The organism is Pseudomonas sp. CFBP13528, assembly GCF_005233615.1.
In the GTDB taxonomy this organism is placed as follows: domain Bacteria; phylum Pseudomonadota; class Gammaproteobacteria; order Pseudomonadales; family Pseudomonadaceae; genus Aquipseudomonas; species Aquipseudomonas fluorescens_AM.
This window is the reverse complement of record NZ_QGAJ01000002.1, coordinates 228,679-244,318: the sequence shown is the minus strand read 5'-3', so window position 1 is coordinate 244,318 and position 15,640 is coordinate 228,679. Positions and strand designations below refer to the sequence as shown.

At 61.7% G+C, this 15,640-nt stretch carries 13 protein-coding genes and 1 riboswitch; of the genes, 4 read left to right on the top strand and 9 right to left on the bottom strand.

Going from position 1 to position 15,640, the window contains the following annotated elements:
• Window positions 1–8: 8 nt before the first annotated feature.
• From PspCFBP13528_RS04690 to PspCFBP13528_RS04670, 5 genes are all read right to left on the bottom strand, one after another.
• Window positions 9–2,738 carry a LuxR C-terminal-related transcriptional regulator gene (locus PspCFBP13528_RS04690; RefSeq protein WP_137199712.1) on the bottom strand — a complete coding sequence of 910 codons (2,730 nt, stop codon included), beginning with the start codon at window positions 2,736–2,738 and terminating at the stop codon, window positions 9–11.
• Window positions 2,739–2,989: 251 nt separating this feature from the next.
• Window positions 2,990–4,354, bottom strand: coding sequence for a DUF1329 domain-containing protein (locus PspCFBP13528_RS04685; protein ID WP_065951641.1), 1,365 nt, complete (start codon window positions 4,352–4,354; stop codon window positions 2,990–2,992).
• Between the two features lie 42 nt (window positions 4,355–4,396).
• Entirely contained in the window at window positions 4,397–6,256 is a 1,860-nt protein-coding gene (locus tag PspCFBP13528_RS04680) for a DUF1302 domain-containing protein (protein WP_065951640.1), read from the bottom strand.
• Window positions 6,257–6,590: 334 nt separating this feature from the next.
• Window positions 6,591–8,273 (bottom strand): fatty acid--CoA ligase, encoded by a 1,683-nt coding sequence (locus PspCFBP13528_RS04675; RefSeq protein ID WP_137199711.1) that lies wholly within the window; start codon window positions 8,271–8,273, stop codon window positions 6,591–6,593.
• A 266-nt stretch (window positions 8,274–8,539) separates the two neighbouring features.
• On the bottom strand, window positions 8,540–9,172 hold the full coding sequence (locus tag PspCFBP13528_RS04670; protein WP_065951636.1) for a LysE family transporter: 633 nt from the start codon (window positions 9,170–9,172) through the stop codon (window positions 8,540–8,542).
• 84 nt (window positions 9,173–9,256) lie between these two features.
• Here PspCFBP13528_RS04670 and PspCFBP13528_RS04665 point away from each other — a divergent pair, with 84 nt between their 5' ends.
• The 3 genes from PspCFBP13528_RS04665 to PspCFBP13528_RS04655 all read left to right on the top strand — a co-directional run bounded on the left by PspCFBP13528_RS04665 (window position 9,257) and on the right by PspCFBP13528_RS04655 (window position 12,096).
• Window positions 9,257–10,225 (top strand): 2-hydroxyacid dehydrogenase, encoded by a 969-nt coding sequence (locus PspCFBP13528_RS04665; protein ID WP_065951635.1) that lies wholly within the window; start codon window positions 9,257–9,259, stop codon window positions 10,223–10,225.
• Between the two features lie 27 nt (window positions 10,226–10,252).
• Complete coding sequence (locus PspCFBP13528_RS04660; RefSeq protein WP_137199710.1) at window positions 10,253–11,251, top strand: class I SAM-dependent methyltransferase; 999 nt, start codon at window positions 10,253–10,255, stop codon at window positions 11,249–11,251.
• A 51-nt stretch (window positions 11,252–11,302) separates the two neighbouring features.
• Window positions 11,303–11,422: riboswitch (yybP-ykoY riboswitch) on the top strand.
• A gap of 89 nt (window positions 11,423–11,511) precedes the next feature.
• Entirely contained in the window at window positions 11,512–12,096 is a 585-nt protein-coding gene (locus PspCFBP13528_RS04655; RefSeq protein WP_016974259.1) for a TMEM165/GDT1 family protein, read from the top strand.
• Between the two features lie 88 nt (window positions 12,097–12,184).
• Here PspCFBP13528_RS04655 and PspCFBP13528_RS04650 read toward each other — a convergent pair whose 3' ends face one another.
• The 4 genes from PspCFBP13528_RS04650 to PspCFBP13528_RS04635 form a co-directional block, all read right to left on the bottom strand.
• The gene (locus PspCFBP13528_RS04650; RefSeq protein WP_057724598.1) at window positions 12,185–13,003 is read right to left on the bottom strand and encodes a M48 family metallopeptidase; all 819 of its coding nucleotides are present in this window, start codon (window positions 13,001–13,003) and stop codon (window positions 12,185–12,187) included.
• A gap of 122 nt (window positions 13,004–13,125) precedes the next feature.
• On the bottom strand, window positions 13,126–13,746 hold the full coding sequence (locus PspCFBP13528_RS04645; RefSeq protein ID WP_065951633.1) for an SOS response-associated peptidase: 621 nt from the start codon (window positions 13,744–13,746) through the stop codon (window positions 13,126–13,128).
• A gap of 37 nt (window positions 13,747–13,783) precedes the next feature.
• Complete coding sequence (locus PspCFBP13528_RS04640) at window positions 13,784–14,044, bottom strand: DUF2007 domain-containing protein (RefSeq protein ID WP_065951632.1); 261 nt, start codon at window positions 14,042–14,044, stop codon at window positions 13,784–13,786.
• Between the two features lie 11 nt (window positions 14,045–14,055).
• A complete protein-coding gene (locus tag PspCFBP13528_RS04635; RefSeq protein ID WP_065951631.1) occupies window positions 14,056–14,238 on the bottom strand; it encodes a CPXCG motif-containing cysteine-rich protein in 183 nt (60 codons plus the stop codon).
• Window positions 14,239–14,370: 132 nt separating this feature from the next.
• Here PspCFBP13528_RS04635 and PspCFBP13528_RS04630 point away from each other — a divergent pair, with 132 nt between their 5' ends.
• Window positions 14,371–15,534, top strand: coding sequence for a 1-acyl-sn-glycerol-3-phosphate acyltransferase (locus PspCFBP13528_RS04630; RefSeq protein WP_175413287.1), 1,164 nt, complete (start codon window positions 14,371–14,373; stop codon window positions 15,532–15,534).
• Window positions 15,535–15,640: the final 106 nt, after the last annotated feature.

The window sequence follows — 15,640 nt, the reverse complement described above, 5'->3', positions numbered from 1 at the left end:
CGGTTCAATCAGCCCAGCAGCCCCATCGACTTGGCCCGCGCCACCGCCTGAGTACGGCGCTCCACGCCGAGCTTGCTGTTGATATGGCTGGCGTGGGTTTTCACGGTGTGCAGGGAAATGAACAACTGGTTGCTGATCTCCTGGTTTGAACAGCCCTGGGCGATCAGTTGCAGTACCGCCAGTTCCCGTGTGCTCAGGGTCTCATGATGAGGCGCGCTCTCGACACTGGTGACGGCCGGTAGCAGCGCCAGCAAGGCCTGATTCAGCGGAACGTGCGGATGCTTGCCCAACTGCTCGCGCATCCACTGCGGGTATTGCTCCAGCAACCGCTGGAACGGTTGCAGTGCGCCCCCCGCGCCGGCTTCAAGGGCGCGGGCCAGCACCGGCCCGGCCTTGGCTTCCTGACCACACGCCAGCAGCACCTGCGCCTGCTGGGCCAGGGCGATCAGGGCAATCATCTGGCGCCCGCTATCGAGCGCCTGTTGCGCCAGGTCCTCAAGCCGTTGCAGCGCCTTGTCGGGCTGATGGCGAATGACATCCAGCGCGGCCTGTTGCAGCTCCACATGTTGCGGCAAGTGCGGGTGAAACTCCGGTGCGGCGGCAGCCTGCTCACCGGTGTAGGTCTGTCCCAGCCGGGCCAGCCAGGCCTCGGCCAGGTCGGTACGGCCCTGGGCCAGCCACAGCTCGCATTTGATCAGGGTGATCATCGCCAGGTAGTAGATCGGCGGCACGTCCCAGATATGCATCAAGCGTTCAGCCTCGGCCAGCTCGGCAAAGGCAGTGGAAAAATCGCCACGCCGGCCTTCGAAGCTGGCGATCACACAATGCCCGATCAGCACGCTGATATCCCGGCAGGCGCGCGCCTCAGTCAGGCCGGCCCGCAACCGCGCAAGGCCGGCTTCGGACTGGTAACGCAACAGCAACAGGTAGCCTTCATAGAGCGACAATCGCGCACGCACGGCATACAGCCGCTGAGCCGCCAGCCCGTGCAGGCGCTGCAGGCCCTGGCGCACTTCGTCCAGGGCACGCAGGACCTCACCCCGCGCCTGCAGCACCCGGGCCCGGTCGTAATGGGCCAGGGCTTCGAACAGCGGATTACCGACACGCTGCGCCAACTCCAGGGACTCGCGATTCAGGCCACGGGCGCGCCACAGATCGGCATCGACAATCGCCAGGTTAGACAAGGTCGACAGGCACATCAGGCGCTGGCCATAACGCTTATGCGGCAGGCTTTCCAGGGCCTCGCTGCAATAGCGCTGGGTCAATTCGCGGTCCCCACGCCCGCGGGCGATGATCCCGCTCAGTGCCAGCCATTGGGCCAGCATGGATTTCTGCGCGGTGGCCGACGGCGCCGGCAGGAAGCGACTGAGGTAGCTGGATAATTCCTGCGCCGCGTCCAACTGGCACGCCAGCCCCAGCGCCCAGCTGTAGAGCACGATCAAGCGCGGTGTGCTGATCAACAGGCTGTCGGGCAAGTCCATTTTCCAGCGCAGCAACATGCCGACATTCTGTTCCGCCAGCAGCTGCTCCTCTGACAGGTTCTGCACCAGGTTCGCTGCCACATCCAGGTGACCGGCCCGCAGCGCCTGCTCCACCGCCTCATCTATCAAGCCCTGGGCGTTGAACCAGCGACAGGCGCGCAGGTGCAGACTGGCCAGGGGTAACGTCGCGCTCTTCTCGCGGCGCGCGCGCAGCAGGTCGGAAAACAAATGGTGATAACGGTACCAGCGACCGTGTTCATCCAACGGCACCAGAAATACCTGATGGGCCTGCAGGTAGCGCAGGATTTCCGGGCTGTCGTGGGCCTCACGGACTGCGTCGCACAGCTCGCTGCAAAAGCGCTCCTGGGGCGCGGTGTCGTACAGAAACGCCTGGACGTGTGCAGGCAGGCAGTCGATCACTTCTTCCAGCAAATAATCGCGAATCAGTCCTTCGCCGCCGTTCAGGCCTTGGGGCAAGGCACCGTCGCTGCCGGCTTCGGAGGCTGCCAGCAACCAGAAGCGCAGGCCGGCGACCCACCCCTCACTGCGACGTATCAGGTTCTCCAGGGCCTCACCGCGCAGCGAACTGCTGTGCCGGTGCAGCACGGCCAGGGATTCGTCATGGGTCAGGCGCAGATCGTGCTCATGCAATTCCAGCAGGTGCCGCGACAGGCGCAGGCGTGCCAGATGCCAGTCCGGACGCTGGCGGCTGGTGACCAGCATCACCAGGCCATCGGGCAAATGATTGAGGAAAAACTGCAGGCAACGGTCCAGCACCGGGCCCTGGGCCAAATGGTAGTCATCGAGTACGAGCAACAGCGGTGCCTGGACGGATAAGTGCACCGTCAGCTCATCGAGCAGGCCATCGAGCCATTCTTCAAAGGCGAAGGGTTGGTGACGCTGACGCATTTTCAGCAGGCCCAGGGACTGGGCGCCGAGGTGCGGGAAATACTCGCGCAAGCCTTCGAGCAGGCGTTCGAGAAAACGGCCAGGATCGTTGTCCCGTGGGCTCAGGCCCAGCCACAGGTTTTGCCAGTGGGCCGGCAGGCTCTGACAGAACTCGACCGCCAGGGAACTCTTGCCGAATCCCGCCGGCGCGCTGACCAGCAACAGTCGCCCTTCCAGGCCGGCGCCCAGGCGCTCGCACAGGCGTGGGCGCAGCACGTAGCCGTCAGGCAGCGGCGGCCTGTAGAAACGGCCTTCCAGGCTCGGAATCACCGCGCCGGCAGGCCCCTGGATTCGGGACAGATCATTCATCGCCGGGCTCTTGTAGAAGGCTGTTGTCGGCACTGCAGATGTGCGCAGACTAGCGGTAAAAGCGGCGCGATTGTAGATCTTTGCAACAATTGTCTGAAAAAGAACTGCGACAAAAAATATCCCTACAGACACCCCAAACTAAATGTGGGAGGGGGCTTGCTCCCGATGGCGGTGGATCAGTCAATACATGCATCGACTGTCGCGCCGCCATCGGGGGCAAGCCGCCTCCCACATGGGGGTATCAGCGCAGGTTAGCGAACGCCGTCCTGGCGCAGCGCTGCCGGGGTGAAGTCGCTGGTGGTGGCGGTGAAGCCGAAGTCATACGCCTGCTTCTCTTCGTTCTTCATGCCCAGGGCCAGGTAGCGGCCGGATTGCAGATCGTAGAGGGTTTCCAGGGCGTACCACGGTACTTGCTTGTCGTAGTAGTTCTCGGCATGGGCTTCGGCAACGCGCCACAGTTGGCCACGGCCGTCGTAATGGTCGATCACCGCTGCTTGCCAGGTGTCCTCGTCAATGTAGAAGTCACGTTTGGCATAGATGTGGCGCTGACCTTCCTTCAAGGTGGCGACCACATGCCAGACGCGGCGCAGCTCGTAGCGCGTCAGGTCCTGGTTGACGTGGCCGGCCTTGATGATGTCGGCGTATTTCAACTTCGGATCGTCGATCTTGTAGCTGTTGGAGGCGATGTAGATTTCCTTCTTGCCTTCCAGTTTCCAGTCGTAGCGGTCCGGCGCGCCGTTGTACATGTCGAGGTTGTCGGAGGTGCGCAGGCCATCGGCGGCCGTACCCGGCCCGTCATAGGAAACCTGCGGCGCCCGACGCACGCGGCGCTGCCCGGCGTTGTAGACCCACGCCGAACGCGGTTCCTTGACCTGGTCCAGGGTCTCGTGAACCAGCAGCACACCACCGGCCAGACGCGCCGGAGCGGTGACTTGCTGCTTGAAGTAGAACAGCACGTTGCCAGGGTTTTTCGGGTCGAAGTCCTTCATTTTGTCGCGGAACACGAACTGATCGCGAAAGTACACCAGGCTGTAGGAACCGTTGGTTTGCGGGGTGGCCTGGGTCACCAGACGGGTGACGCTGCCGCCGCGATAACGGGTGATGTGGTTCCAGATCACCTCGACGCCGCTTTTCGGAATCGGGAACGGCACCGCCGTCTCGAAGTTTTCCAGGCCGTTGCCGCCGGACACCAGGTTGGTCGTGGTGGCGTTCTTCTTGATGGACGCGAACACGTCAGCCGGCACCGTGGCGCCGCGATGGGTAGCGTACACCGGCATCTTGAAGCTGTCCGGGTAACGCTTGAACATCGCGTACTGCCCGGGGGCCAGTTTGTCTTTGTATTGCTCGACGTTCTGCGCGGTGATAGTGAACTGCGGTTGTTCGCTGGCATAAGGGTTGGCCAGGAAACCCTTGGCATCCACCGCCCCTGCGTTAACCGGCATCGGTGACCATTTGGGAATGGTGCCGGCCGCGTTCCCGGCCATTTCGGCGCCCATCGGGGTCAGGGTGGTGCCCAGCTTGGCGGCTTCATCCGCCGACACTGCCGCCATGACGTTGCTCGCCAGGATCGACAGCCCAAGCACACCCACGTGCAACAGACTTTTAGTTATTTTCATGTTCTGGACTTCCTGAATACATACCACTTGAAAAGAGCGTGCTTAGAAGTTGGCGCCAAAGCTCAACGCGACAAAGTCGCGGTCATCCACGGTGCTGAACTTGCCACCAAAGAAGTTGGTGTAGGCCAGGCTCGCGGTGTAGGTGTTCTGGTATTCGGCATCCAGGCCCAGGCTGACCGCCTTGCGCCCTTCTTCGAAGTTGCCGCCAGGGCCTGGCGAGTAACCTTTGACGTCATGGGACCAGGCTACGTTGGGCTTGAGATTGACGCCGGCGAACACGTCCGGGTATTCCCAGATGGCACGGGCGCGGTAGCCCCAGGACGTTGCAGTGGTGTAGCCGTCGTTATTGCAGTTGGTGTTCAGGCCGGCTGCGTTGGGCAGGCCGGCACCGGTTGCGGTCGAGTTGTTGAGGGCGTTGCAGAACCCGCCTGGCAAGGTGCCGGGACCAAATACCGGGTCGCGGCCATAGCGGGCCTGGGATTTGCTTTCGAGGCCGCCCACATGGGTCACGCCGATTTCACCGACGGTGGTCAGGCGGCTGGCGCCCATCACCTGGTCGAAGAAGTGCGTGAAAGTGGTCTGGAACTGGGTCACTTCCTTGCGGTTGTAACCATGCAGGTCCTGGCCCGGCGAGCCCTTGAGCACGGACGCATTGCCAAAGCCCGGGATCGGCGTCACCCCGGCGAACAGAATGTCGGTGGTGCTCAACTGCACCGGCGCATTCGGCCGGTAGCTCAACTCACCGCTCCAGGCGGTGCCGGTGGGCAAGGTGGTGGAGAAGCTCAGGCCGTAGAGGCGGATATCTTCCGGGTACTCGACGAAGTAGTTCGAACTGCCCGCCACGATCAGCGGACGCAATGCCCCCAGCGGCCCCAACGGACGGGTGTAGGCCGCCGATGGCGCGCCCTGTGCGCTGAAGATCGGCGCACGGCTGTGGTAGTTCATGAAGTAAGCGCCGAATTCGGTGTCCAGCGGCTCGAAGTTATAGTGCATGGCCACGCCGAACTGGCCGCTGTCGCGGGCATCACGGTCCGGGCCACGGCGCACGAGTACGCCTTCACTGTTGACGTCCACACCCAGCGCGCCCAGGGTCGGCAGCGCCGCGGCAGGGATGGTCGAGCGCTTGTTCAGTACTCGCAGGTTGTTGCTGCAGCCGTCGGAAATCACGTCCGGCTGCGAGAAGAAGGTGCCGCAGTTGTCGGTGACGGTCTGGTCCCATTCCAACTGGTAAAACGCCTCGGCCGACAGGTTGTCGGTGAGGGTCTGGGACACGTAGAACATGTTGACCGGAATCAGGCCTTCCTTGATCTCGGCGCCCGGACGACGAAACGCCGAGACGTCGATCGGGTTGATGGAGTTGATACCGCCGCCAATGAAGGTACTTTCGCCCCAGCTCACCACCTGCTTGCCGAAACGCACGGAACCCGGCGCATCGGCGATCGAGTAGTTGTGGTAGACGAACGCATCGAGGATCTGCCCGCCGGAGGACTTGGCGCCTTCCTTGCGGTTGTTGTCGCTGATGTCCTTGAACGGACGGCTTTCGTCCTTGAGTTCAAAGTCATACCAGTACTTGCCACGCACAAACACACCGGTGTCGCCGTACTTCAGTTCCAGGTCGTGGATGCCCTTGAAGATCTTCGAAAAGGTTTCTCCGCGCTTGAAGTTCAGGTGCCCGTCGTCGGAGGTCTGGGACAGGCCCCTGCCGCCGTTGTTGGCACCGATCAGGTCACGATTGGCCTTGGACGTGCTCCAACTGGCGCCTACCGACAGGGACGAGTCGAAACTCCCTTCGATTTCACCAATGTTGAAACTGACGCCGAATGCGGGCCCGGCGAGCGTAGAAGCGAGACTGACGGCCAGAGGCAGACGTGCCCGGCGCCAGAACTGGTTTACTGAGGTCATCGACGCTACTCCATGTGCATTTTATTGTTATGGCAGTGAGCTCTTTCGGAGGATGCATGTAACGGCCGGGATACAACGATTCCAATGCCGAGCGACAACCGGGCCACCCTCACCCGAAGCGCAACATCCACGAAAAACTCTGGAAGGGACTATAGCCAGCAGGGGGTAGTGCTTGATCCCTCTAAAGTGTGATTTGCATCACCAACCCGTCTGCCCCAACCCTTTCGCCACGCCGACGAAGGTCGACGCGGCAAGGATGGCTGAAATTTGGCAAATCACAAGTAAAGGCCTGAGATAGAGCATTGCCGCCCGCGAACGGGCACGGCACGCGGCGTCAGAGGGTCGACAGGAAGGTGCTGTTGTTGGCCTGCCACTCGATGATGTCGATACGGATACGTTTTTTGTCGAGCTTGCCGACGCTGGTCTTGGGAATTTCCGTAACAACCGCAATCTGGCTCGGAATCGCCCACTTGCTCAAATGGCCCAGCTCAACGAAGGGCTTGAGGTGTTCCTTGAGCTCACGAGCCCCTATCACATGGCCATCACGCAACACCAAGAGGGCAAACGGGCGCTCACCCCACTGCGGGTCGGCAATCCCCACCACCGCTACTTCGCGTACCGCCGGGTGGCGGCTGACCAGGTCTTCCAAGGCCAGGGAGGAGATCCACTCGCCTCCGGTCTTGATCACATCCTTGATGCGGTCACGGATATCGATCACGCCGAACGCGTCCAGGGTGGCGACATCACCGGTGTGCATCCAGCCACCGGCCCACAGCTCGGCGCCCTTTTGCGGCTCGTTGTAATAACCCTCGGTAAGCCAGGGCGCGCGCAGTACCAGCTCACCCTGGGATTCGCCGTCGGCAGGCAAGAAGTTGCCGTCGATGTCCATGATCGCCGCTTCCACCAGCGGCCCGGGCACCCCGGCCTTGATGCGATAGGTGGTGCGTTCGTCTTCGCTGCCGGCCATCAGCTCGGCGTTGAGGTGGGCACAGGACACCAGCGGCCCGGTCTCGGACATACCGTACGCGGCCGTCAACTGGATGCCACGGGCCTTGGCGGCTTCGTACAGCGAACGGTTGAGCGCGCTGCCGCCGATGACGATTTTCCAACCGCCGAAATCCACGTCCTGGGCGGCCTTGGCATTGAGCACCATTTGCAGGATGGTCGGCACACAGTGCGAAAAGGTGACCTTTTCCTTGCGCCATAGCTCCACCAGGTATTCGGGGTCGTAGCGGCCGGGGTAGACCTGCTTCAAACCGAGCATGGTCGCCACATAGGGCAGGCCCCAGGCGTGCACGTGGAACATCGGTGTGATGGGCATGTACACGTCGTTGGTGCCCAGCAAACGCACGCTGTCAACGCTGCCCATGATGGTCGCCACACCGATGGTGTGCAGCACCAACTGGCGGTGGGTGAAATACACGCCCTTGGGATTGCCGGTGGTGCCGGTGGTGTAGAAGGTGGTGGCGACGGAATTTTCGTCGAAATCCTCGAAGTGGTACGTCGGGCTTGCCGCCGCCAGCAGGGTTTCGTACTCGCCCACCAGGTTGGGCAGGTCGGCCGTCTTGCTGTCGCCGTCGGTGATCAGCAAGGTCTTGGCGACGCTGGTGAGCTGCCCGGCGATCGCCTGGTAAAGCCCCACGAACTCGCTGTTGACCAGCACAAAGCGGTCGTCGGCGTGGTTCATGGTGTAGAGGATCTGTTCCGGCGACAGGCGCACGTTGATGGTATGGATCACCGCGCCGATCATCGGGATGGCGAACATGCATTCAAGGTAACGATGGCTGTCCCAGTCCATCACCGCCACCGTGTCACCGGCCTTGACCCCGGCTTCGGTCAATACATTGGCCAGGCGCGCGACGCGCTCGATCAAGGTCGGGTAGGTGTAGCGCAGCTTGTCGCGGTAGATGATTTCGCGGGTCTTCTCGTAGCGCGTCCCGGACATCAACAGGCGTTTGATCAACAGCGGGTATTGGTAAGCGCCTTCGGCGGGTGGGATAACACGGGTCTGCAACATACGAATCCCTTTTATGACTGCGCGGTCTTGGCGTGAAGACCTGCACTGTAGAGACGTTATGTTTCAACCAAATCAGCCAAAGGAATGATTTGCAGCATCCAGCAAATGCTAGCTTTTAGCCATGATCCTGGGCTCATGAAGATCCAATGTGGGAGGGGGCTTGCTCCCGATGGCGGTGTTTCAGCCAAGTATTTATTAGCTGATCCACCGCTATCGCGGGCAAGCCCCCTCCCACATTTTTTACCGTGCCCGCTCAAGGGCAGCGATTACTTCATGCTCGTGAACGCCAACTTCACGCCAATCGCAATCAGCACCGCCCCCATGGTGCGATCAAACCAATGCCCCATCTTCGCAAACCCGGCGCGCACGCGCTGCTGGCTGAACAGCATGGCCACCAGGCAAAACCACAGCGCCGTCGCTACCGCCAGGTACACGCCATAACCGGCCTGCACCGCCAGCGGTGTGTGCGGGTTGATCACCACCGTGAACAACGACAGGAAAAACAGCGTGGCCTTGGGATTCAAGCCGTTGGTTACGAAACCTGCGGTAAACGCGCCACGTGGGGTGCGCTCGCCCGCCTCGCGCTGCAGCTCGCCTTCCACTGGCGGCTTGGCCGGCTGCGCGCGCAGCGCCTTGAAGCCGATATACAGCAGGTACGCCGCTGCCGCCCATTTCAGTGCATTGAACAGCACGATGGATTGGGACACGATCAAACCAATGCCCAGTAACGAGTAACCGACGTGGAGGAAAATCGCCGAACCGACGCCCAGCGCAGTCCACGTGCCGGCGCGACGGCCATGGGTCACGCTTTCACGCACCACTACGGCGAAGTCCGGCCCTGGGCTGGCCACCGCCAACAAGTGAATCAAGGCCACGGTCAAAAACTCGGCGACGTACATGCTCACTCCACTAAGTAACGGATTATTTCATCTGATAGGCTCAACAGATTACGCCTTCGAACCCCGCCGCAAAAGGTACAGTTGATGATGAACAAGCGCCGCGCCGTCTTCCTCGATCACCCCTCCCTGGACCTCGGCGACCTCGACCTCAGCGGGTTGCGTGACTGCTTCAGCGAGCTGCAGCTGTTCGAGCAGACCACGCCGCAGAATCTGCTCGAACGCTTGCAGGGTGCCCAAGTCGCCATCAGTAACAAAGTCCCGCTCAGCGCCGAGATCCTGGCGGCCTGCCCCGAGCTCAAGCTGATCCTGGTGTCGGCCACCGGCACCAACAACATTGATCTGCAGGCCGCCCGCGCCCGGGGCATCACCGTGAGCAACTGCCAGGGCTACGGCACACCCTCGGTGGCGCAGCACACGATCATGCTGCTGCTGAATCTGGCCACGCGCTTGAAGGACTATCAGCGCGATGTGGCCGCGGGCAAGTGGCAGCAAGCCCGGCAGTTCTGCCTGCTGGACTATCCGATTGTCGAGCTTGAGGGTAAGACTTTAGGCCTGCTCGGCCATGGCGAACTGGGCAGCGCCGTGGCCCGTCTGGCCGAAGCCTTCGGCATGCGCGTGGTGCTGGGCGCGATTCCCGGGCGCCCTGCCCGCGCCGACCGCGTGCCGTTGGATGAACTGCTCGGGCAGGTCGATGCGCTGACGTTGCACTGCCCGCTCAACGAGCACACCCGTGACTTTATTGGCGCACGCGAACTGGCTCTGCTCAAGCCCGGCGCTTTTGTGGTCAACACCGCACGCGGCGGCTTGATCAACGAACAGGCCCTGGCGGATGCATTGCGCAACGGCCACCTGGGCGGCGCGGCCACCGATGTATTGAGCGTGGAGCCACCGGTCGATGGCAACCCACTGCTGGCCGGTGATATTCCTCGGCTGATCGTCACTCCACACAACGCCTGGGGCAGTCGCGAAGCGCGCCAGCGCATCGTCGGCCAGTTGACGGAAAACGCCCGAGGCTTTTTCAGCGGCGCCCCGCTGCGCGTCGTGAGTTGTTAAACTGCGCCCCTTTTCAAGGAGCAGACCATGGATCCGCGCAGTGAAGTACTGCTTCGTCAGGCCGAACTTTTTCAAGGCAACCTGCTGCTGGTTGGTTTGCCTGCCGACGATTTGCTCGGCCGCCTGCCCAACGCCCACGGCTGGAGCTGGCATGCCGGCGATCAGGCGGCGCTGGAGGCGCGTTTTCCCGAGCGCAGCCAGTTCGGCGTGACTGTGCCCGAGCGCGCATTCGATGCAGCGGTGATTTTCCTGCCCAAGTCCAAAGACCTCACTGACTACCTGCTCAACGCCGTGGCCGCGCGCCTGCCCGGCGCCGAGCTGTTCCTGGTGGGCGAGAAAAAGGCCGGCATCGAAAGCGCCGCCAAGCAGATGATCCCCTTCGGCAAACCGCGCAAGCTGGATAACGCGCGGCACTGCCAGCTCTGGCAGGTCACCGTGGGCAACGCGCCGCAGGCGCCCGACCTGGATAGCCTGGCGCAGACTTTCGAGGTACCGCTGGTCGACGGGCCGCTCAAGGTGGTGAGCCTGCCGGGCGTGTTCAGCCATGGTCGCCTGGACCGTGGCACCGAACTGTTGCTGGAACACCTGGACAAGCTGCCCAGCGGTCATTTGCTCGACTTTGGTTGCGGCGCCGGCGTATTGGGAGCTGCGGTAAAACGTCGCTACCCGCACAACAGCGTGACCCTGCTTGATGTGGACGCCTTCGCCGCCGCCAGCAGTCGCCTGACCCTGGCAGCCAATGGCCTGCAAGCGGACGTGTTGACCGGTGACGGCATCGACGCCGCGCCGATGGGCTTGAACGCGATTTTAAGCAACCCGCCGTTCCATGTCGGGGTGCACACGGATTACTTCGCCACGGAAAATCTGCTGCGAAAAGCAGGCAAACATCTGGCAAAAGGCGGCGAACTGCGTCTGGTTGCCAATAGCTTCCTGAAATACCAGCCGCTGATCGAAGAGCACCTGGGCATCTGCGTGATCAAGGCCGAGGGCAATGGTTTTCGCATCTACCGGGCCAAGCGTCCCTGACGGGCTTTTGAAAAAGAAGGCTTGCCGAATGGATTTTGCCTAGGCAAAATCCGCTCCGTCCTAGGGGAGTAGTCTCCCATGAGCGCCACGCTCATCCGGCATACGTCAACATACTTGGTCAGCAGACCATGGCGTATGCGACCCAGGAGTCCGCACAGACGGACCGGGGTTTGACAAGACCTATGACACGCACACCTTACCCGGGGCGGGAAGGCTGTACGTGTCATAGCCGTGTCGACCCGCCCCTGGAAACCTACCTGATGCTGGATTCACTGCTCGTACCTACCGCAATCGTTGCCTTGGCCGAAATCGGCGACAAGACGCAACTGCTCGCGCTTATTCTCGCTGCTCGTTTTCGCAAGCCCTGGCCCATCATCGCCGGCATCGTCGCCGCGACCCTGGCCAACCATGCGGCTGCCGGTGCGGTGGGGGCCTGGTTCGGGAGTTTCTTCTCCGACGCGGTGCTGCACTGGATTCTCGCGGCGAGCTTCTGCGCCACGGCGCTGTGGACACTGGTGCCGGACAAACTCGACGATGACGAAGCCAGCACCACGCGCAAGTTCGGGCCGTTCCTGACCACGCTGATTGCGTTCTTCCTCGCGGAAATCGGTGACAAGACCCAGATCGCCACAGTGATGCTGGCGGCCCAGTATCCGGAGTTGTGGCTGGTGATTATCGGTACCACCTTAGGCATGTTGATTGCCAACGTGCCGGTGGTGCTGGCGGGGAATTTCGCGGCAGAGAAGCTGCCACTGACCCTGATTCGGCGACTGGCGGCTACGGCGTTTTTTGTACTGGCGGTGGTGGCGGTGTACAAGGCCATGCAGAGCAGCGGCTGGATTTAGCTAAAAGCTGCAAGCTGCAAGTTAAAAGCTGCAAGAAGAAGCATTGCTTTTTCTTACAGCTTGAAGCTTGCCACTTGCAGCTCAAGCCCTAGGACTTCTTGGCCTGTTGGTACAGCGGCATGACCTTCGGAATCGCCGCCTGCAACGAGGCGATACGGCTGTCCGAAGCCGGGTGAGTACTCATGAACTCCGGCGGTGCGCCTTCGGAAGCCTTGGCCATCTTGTTCCACAGCGTGATGGCCGCGTTCGGGTTGTAACCGGCGCGGGCGGCCAGCTCAAGGCCGATCAGGTCGGCTTCGTTCTCATTGCTGCGGCTGTTGGGCAAGGTCATGCCATAGTTGGCCACGGTATCGGCCAGCGCAAGGCTGTCCTGGCCGAGTCCGAATATTGCCCCGGCGCCCTGCTTCGCCATCTCGATACCGTAGGCCTTGGACATGGCTTCGCGGCCGTGCTCACGCAAGGCGTGGGCGATTTCATGGCCCATCACGGCGGCGAGTTCATCATCGGTGAGCTTGAGGTTATCGATCAATGCGCTGTACACCAGGATCTTGCCACCCGGCCCGCAGTTGGCGTTCATCTCATCGCTCTTGATCAGGTTCACTTCCCACTTCCATTGCGCCGCATCCGGGCGGAAGGTCGGTGCCTGGGCGATCAGGCGATTGGCGATGGCCTGCACGCGCTTGGCGTTGGCGCTGGTCTTGTCCAGAACCCCTTTGCCACTGGCCTCGCCCAGGGTCTGCTGGTAAGACTGGGCGTACATCTGGTCGACTTCCTGGCTCGACAGCATGCTGAACATGTACTGCTTGCGCTCAACCCCAACCGCACCGCCGCTGGTGGTGTTGACCGACTGACACCCGGCCAGCAACATCGCTGCAACCAACCCGCTTACCGCCAATGACTTCTTCATGAACACACTCCCTGGAAACATGGCGCGTATCGTAGGCGCACATTTGTATCGGCGCCAGATACATCAGACGTTTAACGGGTGTATTTCGGATCCCTCTCACGTTCCGGCCGATACGCTCAGGCTCAAGCCGGGGTCAGGCACTCCGGCCCATTGAGCTTGGGATCGTTGACCATATTGGCCAGTACCCGCTCGCGCAAAGCAGCGGGTTCGGCGGCCAGCAGACTTTGCAGCACATGCAGCGGCGTTTCGGGATCCAGCCAGGCGGCCTGCCCCGCCTCGTCCAGAATCAACGGTCGGCGCTGGGCCTGCGCAGCTTGAGTGATGACCGCCGTGCTCAACCACACCTGCTCCTGCACCGGATACGCTTCCCAGATCGCCGCGAAAAACAGCGTGGAGCCTTCCCCCGGCGTCAGCCAGTACGGGCGTTTGCGCTGGGTGCCGCGCCATTCGTAAAACCCGTTGGCCGGCAGCAGGCAGCGGCGCTGGCGGAACGCTTCGCGAAACATCGGCTGCTCGGCCACGGTTTCGGCGCGGGCATGGGCCGGCGTGCGGGACAGGTCGGTGAGCCAAGGTGGCGTAAGGCCCCAACGCGCGCGCGCCAGGGTGAGCTGGCCGTCGATGGCGCGCTGGATCAGCACCGAATCATTGGGGGAAATATTCCACTGGGCCTGCTGGTCGGCCGGGAAACCCGGCAAGGCAGCAAAGGCGGGATTCCAGCGAAACAGGGCATAACGTCCACACATGGGGCAACACGACTCTTGGGGTAAACCGACCGACAGCCTAACAGACCAATACGTCGGGCAAGCTGTCGGCGTCATCAAAGGGCAACGGCTGCGCGTCGTTATAGGCGGTGATGAGCTCGCGGGCGCAGGCGGCTTGATCATTGTCGACTTCCAGTCCCAGCAAGCCGAAGATCGGCAGCTCACCCGTGCCACCAAGCAAATGGCGGCCCACCAGGTGCGCCTTGATACCTTCGCTGGCGAGCATCTGTTGCAGCAGCTCGCCTTCCATGAGGTTTTCCGGTTCGTAGATTCGCTGCATGGATATTCCTGTCAGTCATTCTCGCTGCGGGTTTCGAGCATCCACTCTTCACCATGGACCTGCAGGTTGAAAATGATCGGTCGGCAACACACCTGGCAGTCCTCGATATAAGTCTGATCACCGCCGGACAAATCCACCGTCGTTTCGACCGTTTCCCCACAATAAGGACAATCGTACAGCGCAGTTTCCAGCATCGCGGTCTCCTAGGTGACTTGTGCGTATAATCGCCGGTCTATTCACAGGGCTATTTCCGGCTGAGCCCGTTTACTCACGCCGCCCCTGGTATTTCCTTTACTTACCCTAGCCGTTTCTAACAAGAGAGCATGATGGGCGAATTCGATACCATCCGACCTTACAACGACAGCGAAGTCCCGGCAGTGCTGGATCGGCTGTTCAGTGACAAGGCCTTTCTGGACATCCTGACCCACTTCCGCTTCCCGCGCTTTGCCGGCGCGCTGGGCTGGCTGCTCAAGCCGATGATCGCGCGCAAACTGCGCCGTGAGTTCGCCGGCGTCACCACCGTGGCGACGCTGCAGGATAAAGTCGAGTATTACGTCGACCATACCATCGACCGCGCGACTGACGGCGTGACCTACACCGGCGTCGAGCAACTGAAATCCGGCACCGCCTACCTGTTTCTGGCCAACCACCGCGACATCGTGATGGACCCGGCCTTCGTCAACTACGCCGTGTACCACGCCGGCCTGCCGACGCCGCGTATCGCCATCGGCGACAACCTGCTGCAAAAACCGTTTGTCAGCGACCTGATGCGCTTGAACAAGAGCTTCATCGTGCACCGCTCGATCACCGGGCGAAAGGAAAAGATGGCGGCCTACCAGTTGCTGTCGGCCTACATCAACCATTCGATCCGCAACGACTGCCAGTCGATCTGGATCGCCCAGGCCGAAGGCCGGGCCAAGGATGGGGATGATCGCACCGAATCGGCAATCCTCAAGATGTTCCACGTCAGCCGCAAGGACGAGCCGTTCGCCGAAGTCATCCAGTCGTTGAACCTGACGCCGGTGTCGATCAGCTATGAGTATGATCCGTGCGACGCCGCCAAGGCCCGCGAGCTGTATATCCGCGCCACCACCGGCACCTACAGCAAAGCGCCGGGCGAGGATGACGTGAGCATTGCGCTGGGCATCACCGGCTACAAAGGCCGGGTGCACGTGAATTTCGCGCCACCGATTACCGAGCGCTTCGAAGACACCAAGTTGCTGGCGGCCGAAATGGACCGGCAGATTCTGGGCGGTTATCGGCTGTTCCCGGTGCACTACCTGGCGTATGCCCAATGGAATGATGCCGACCCGCAACTGGATGTACCCAAGGCCCAAGACGTATTCCCGGCCGATGAGCTGGCCAAGGCGAAGGCCGAGTGGCAGCGGCGCTTGAACGAATGCCCGTCCGAACACCGCCCATACCTGGTGGTGCAGTATGCGACGCCGGTGCGCAATCAATACCGGGTCAAGGCCGGGATCCCTCTGTAAACATCGAACAAAATGTGGGAGGGGGCTTGCCCCCGATTGCGGTGTTTCAGCTCAGTATTTATCGGCTGACCCACCGCTACCGGGGGCAAGCCCCCTCCCACATTTG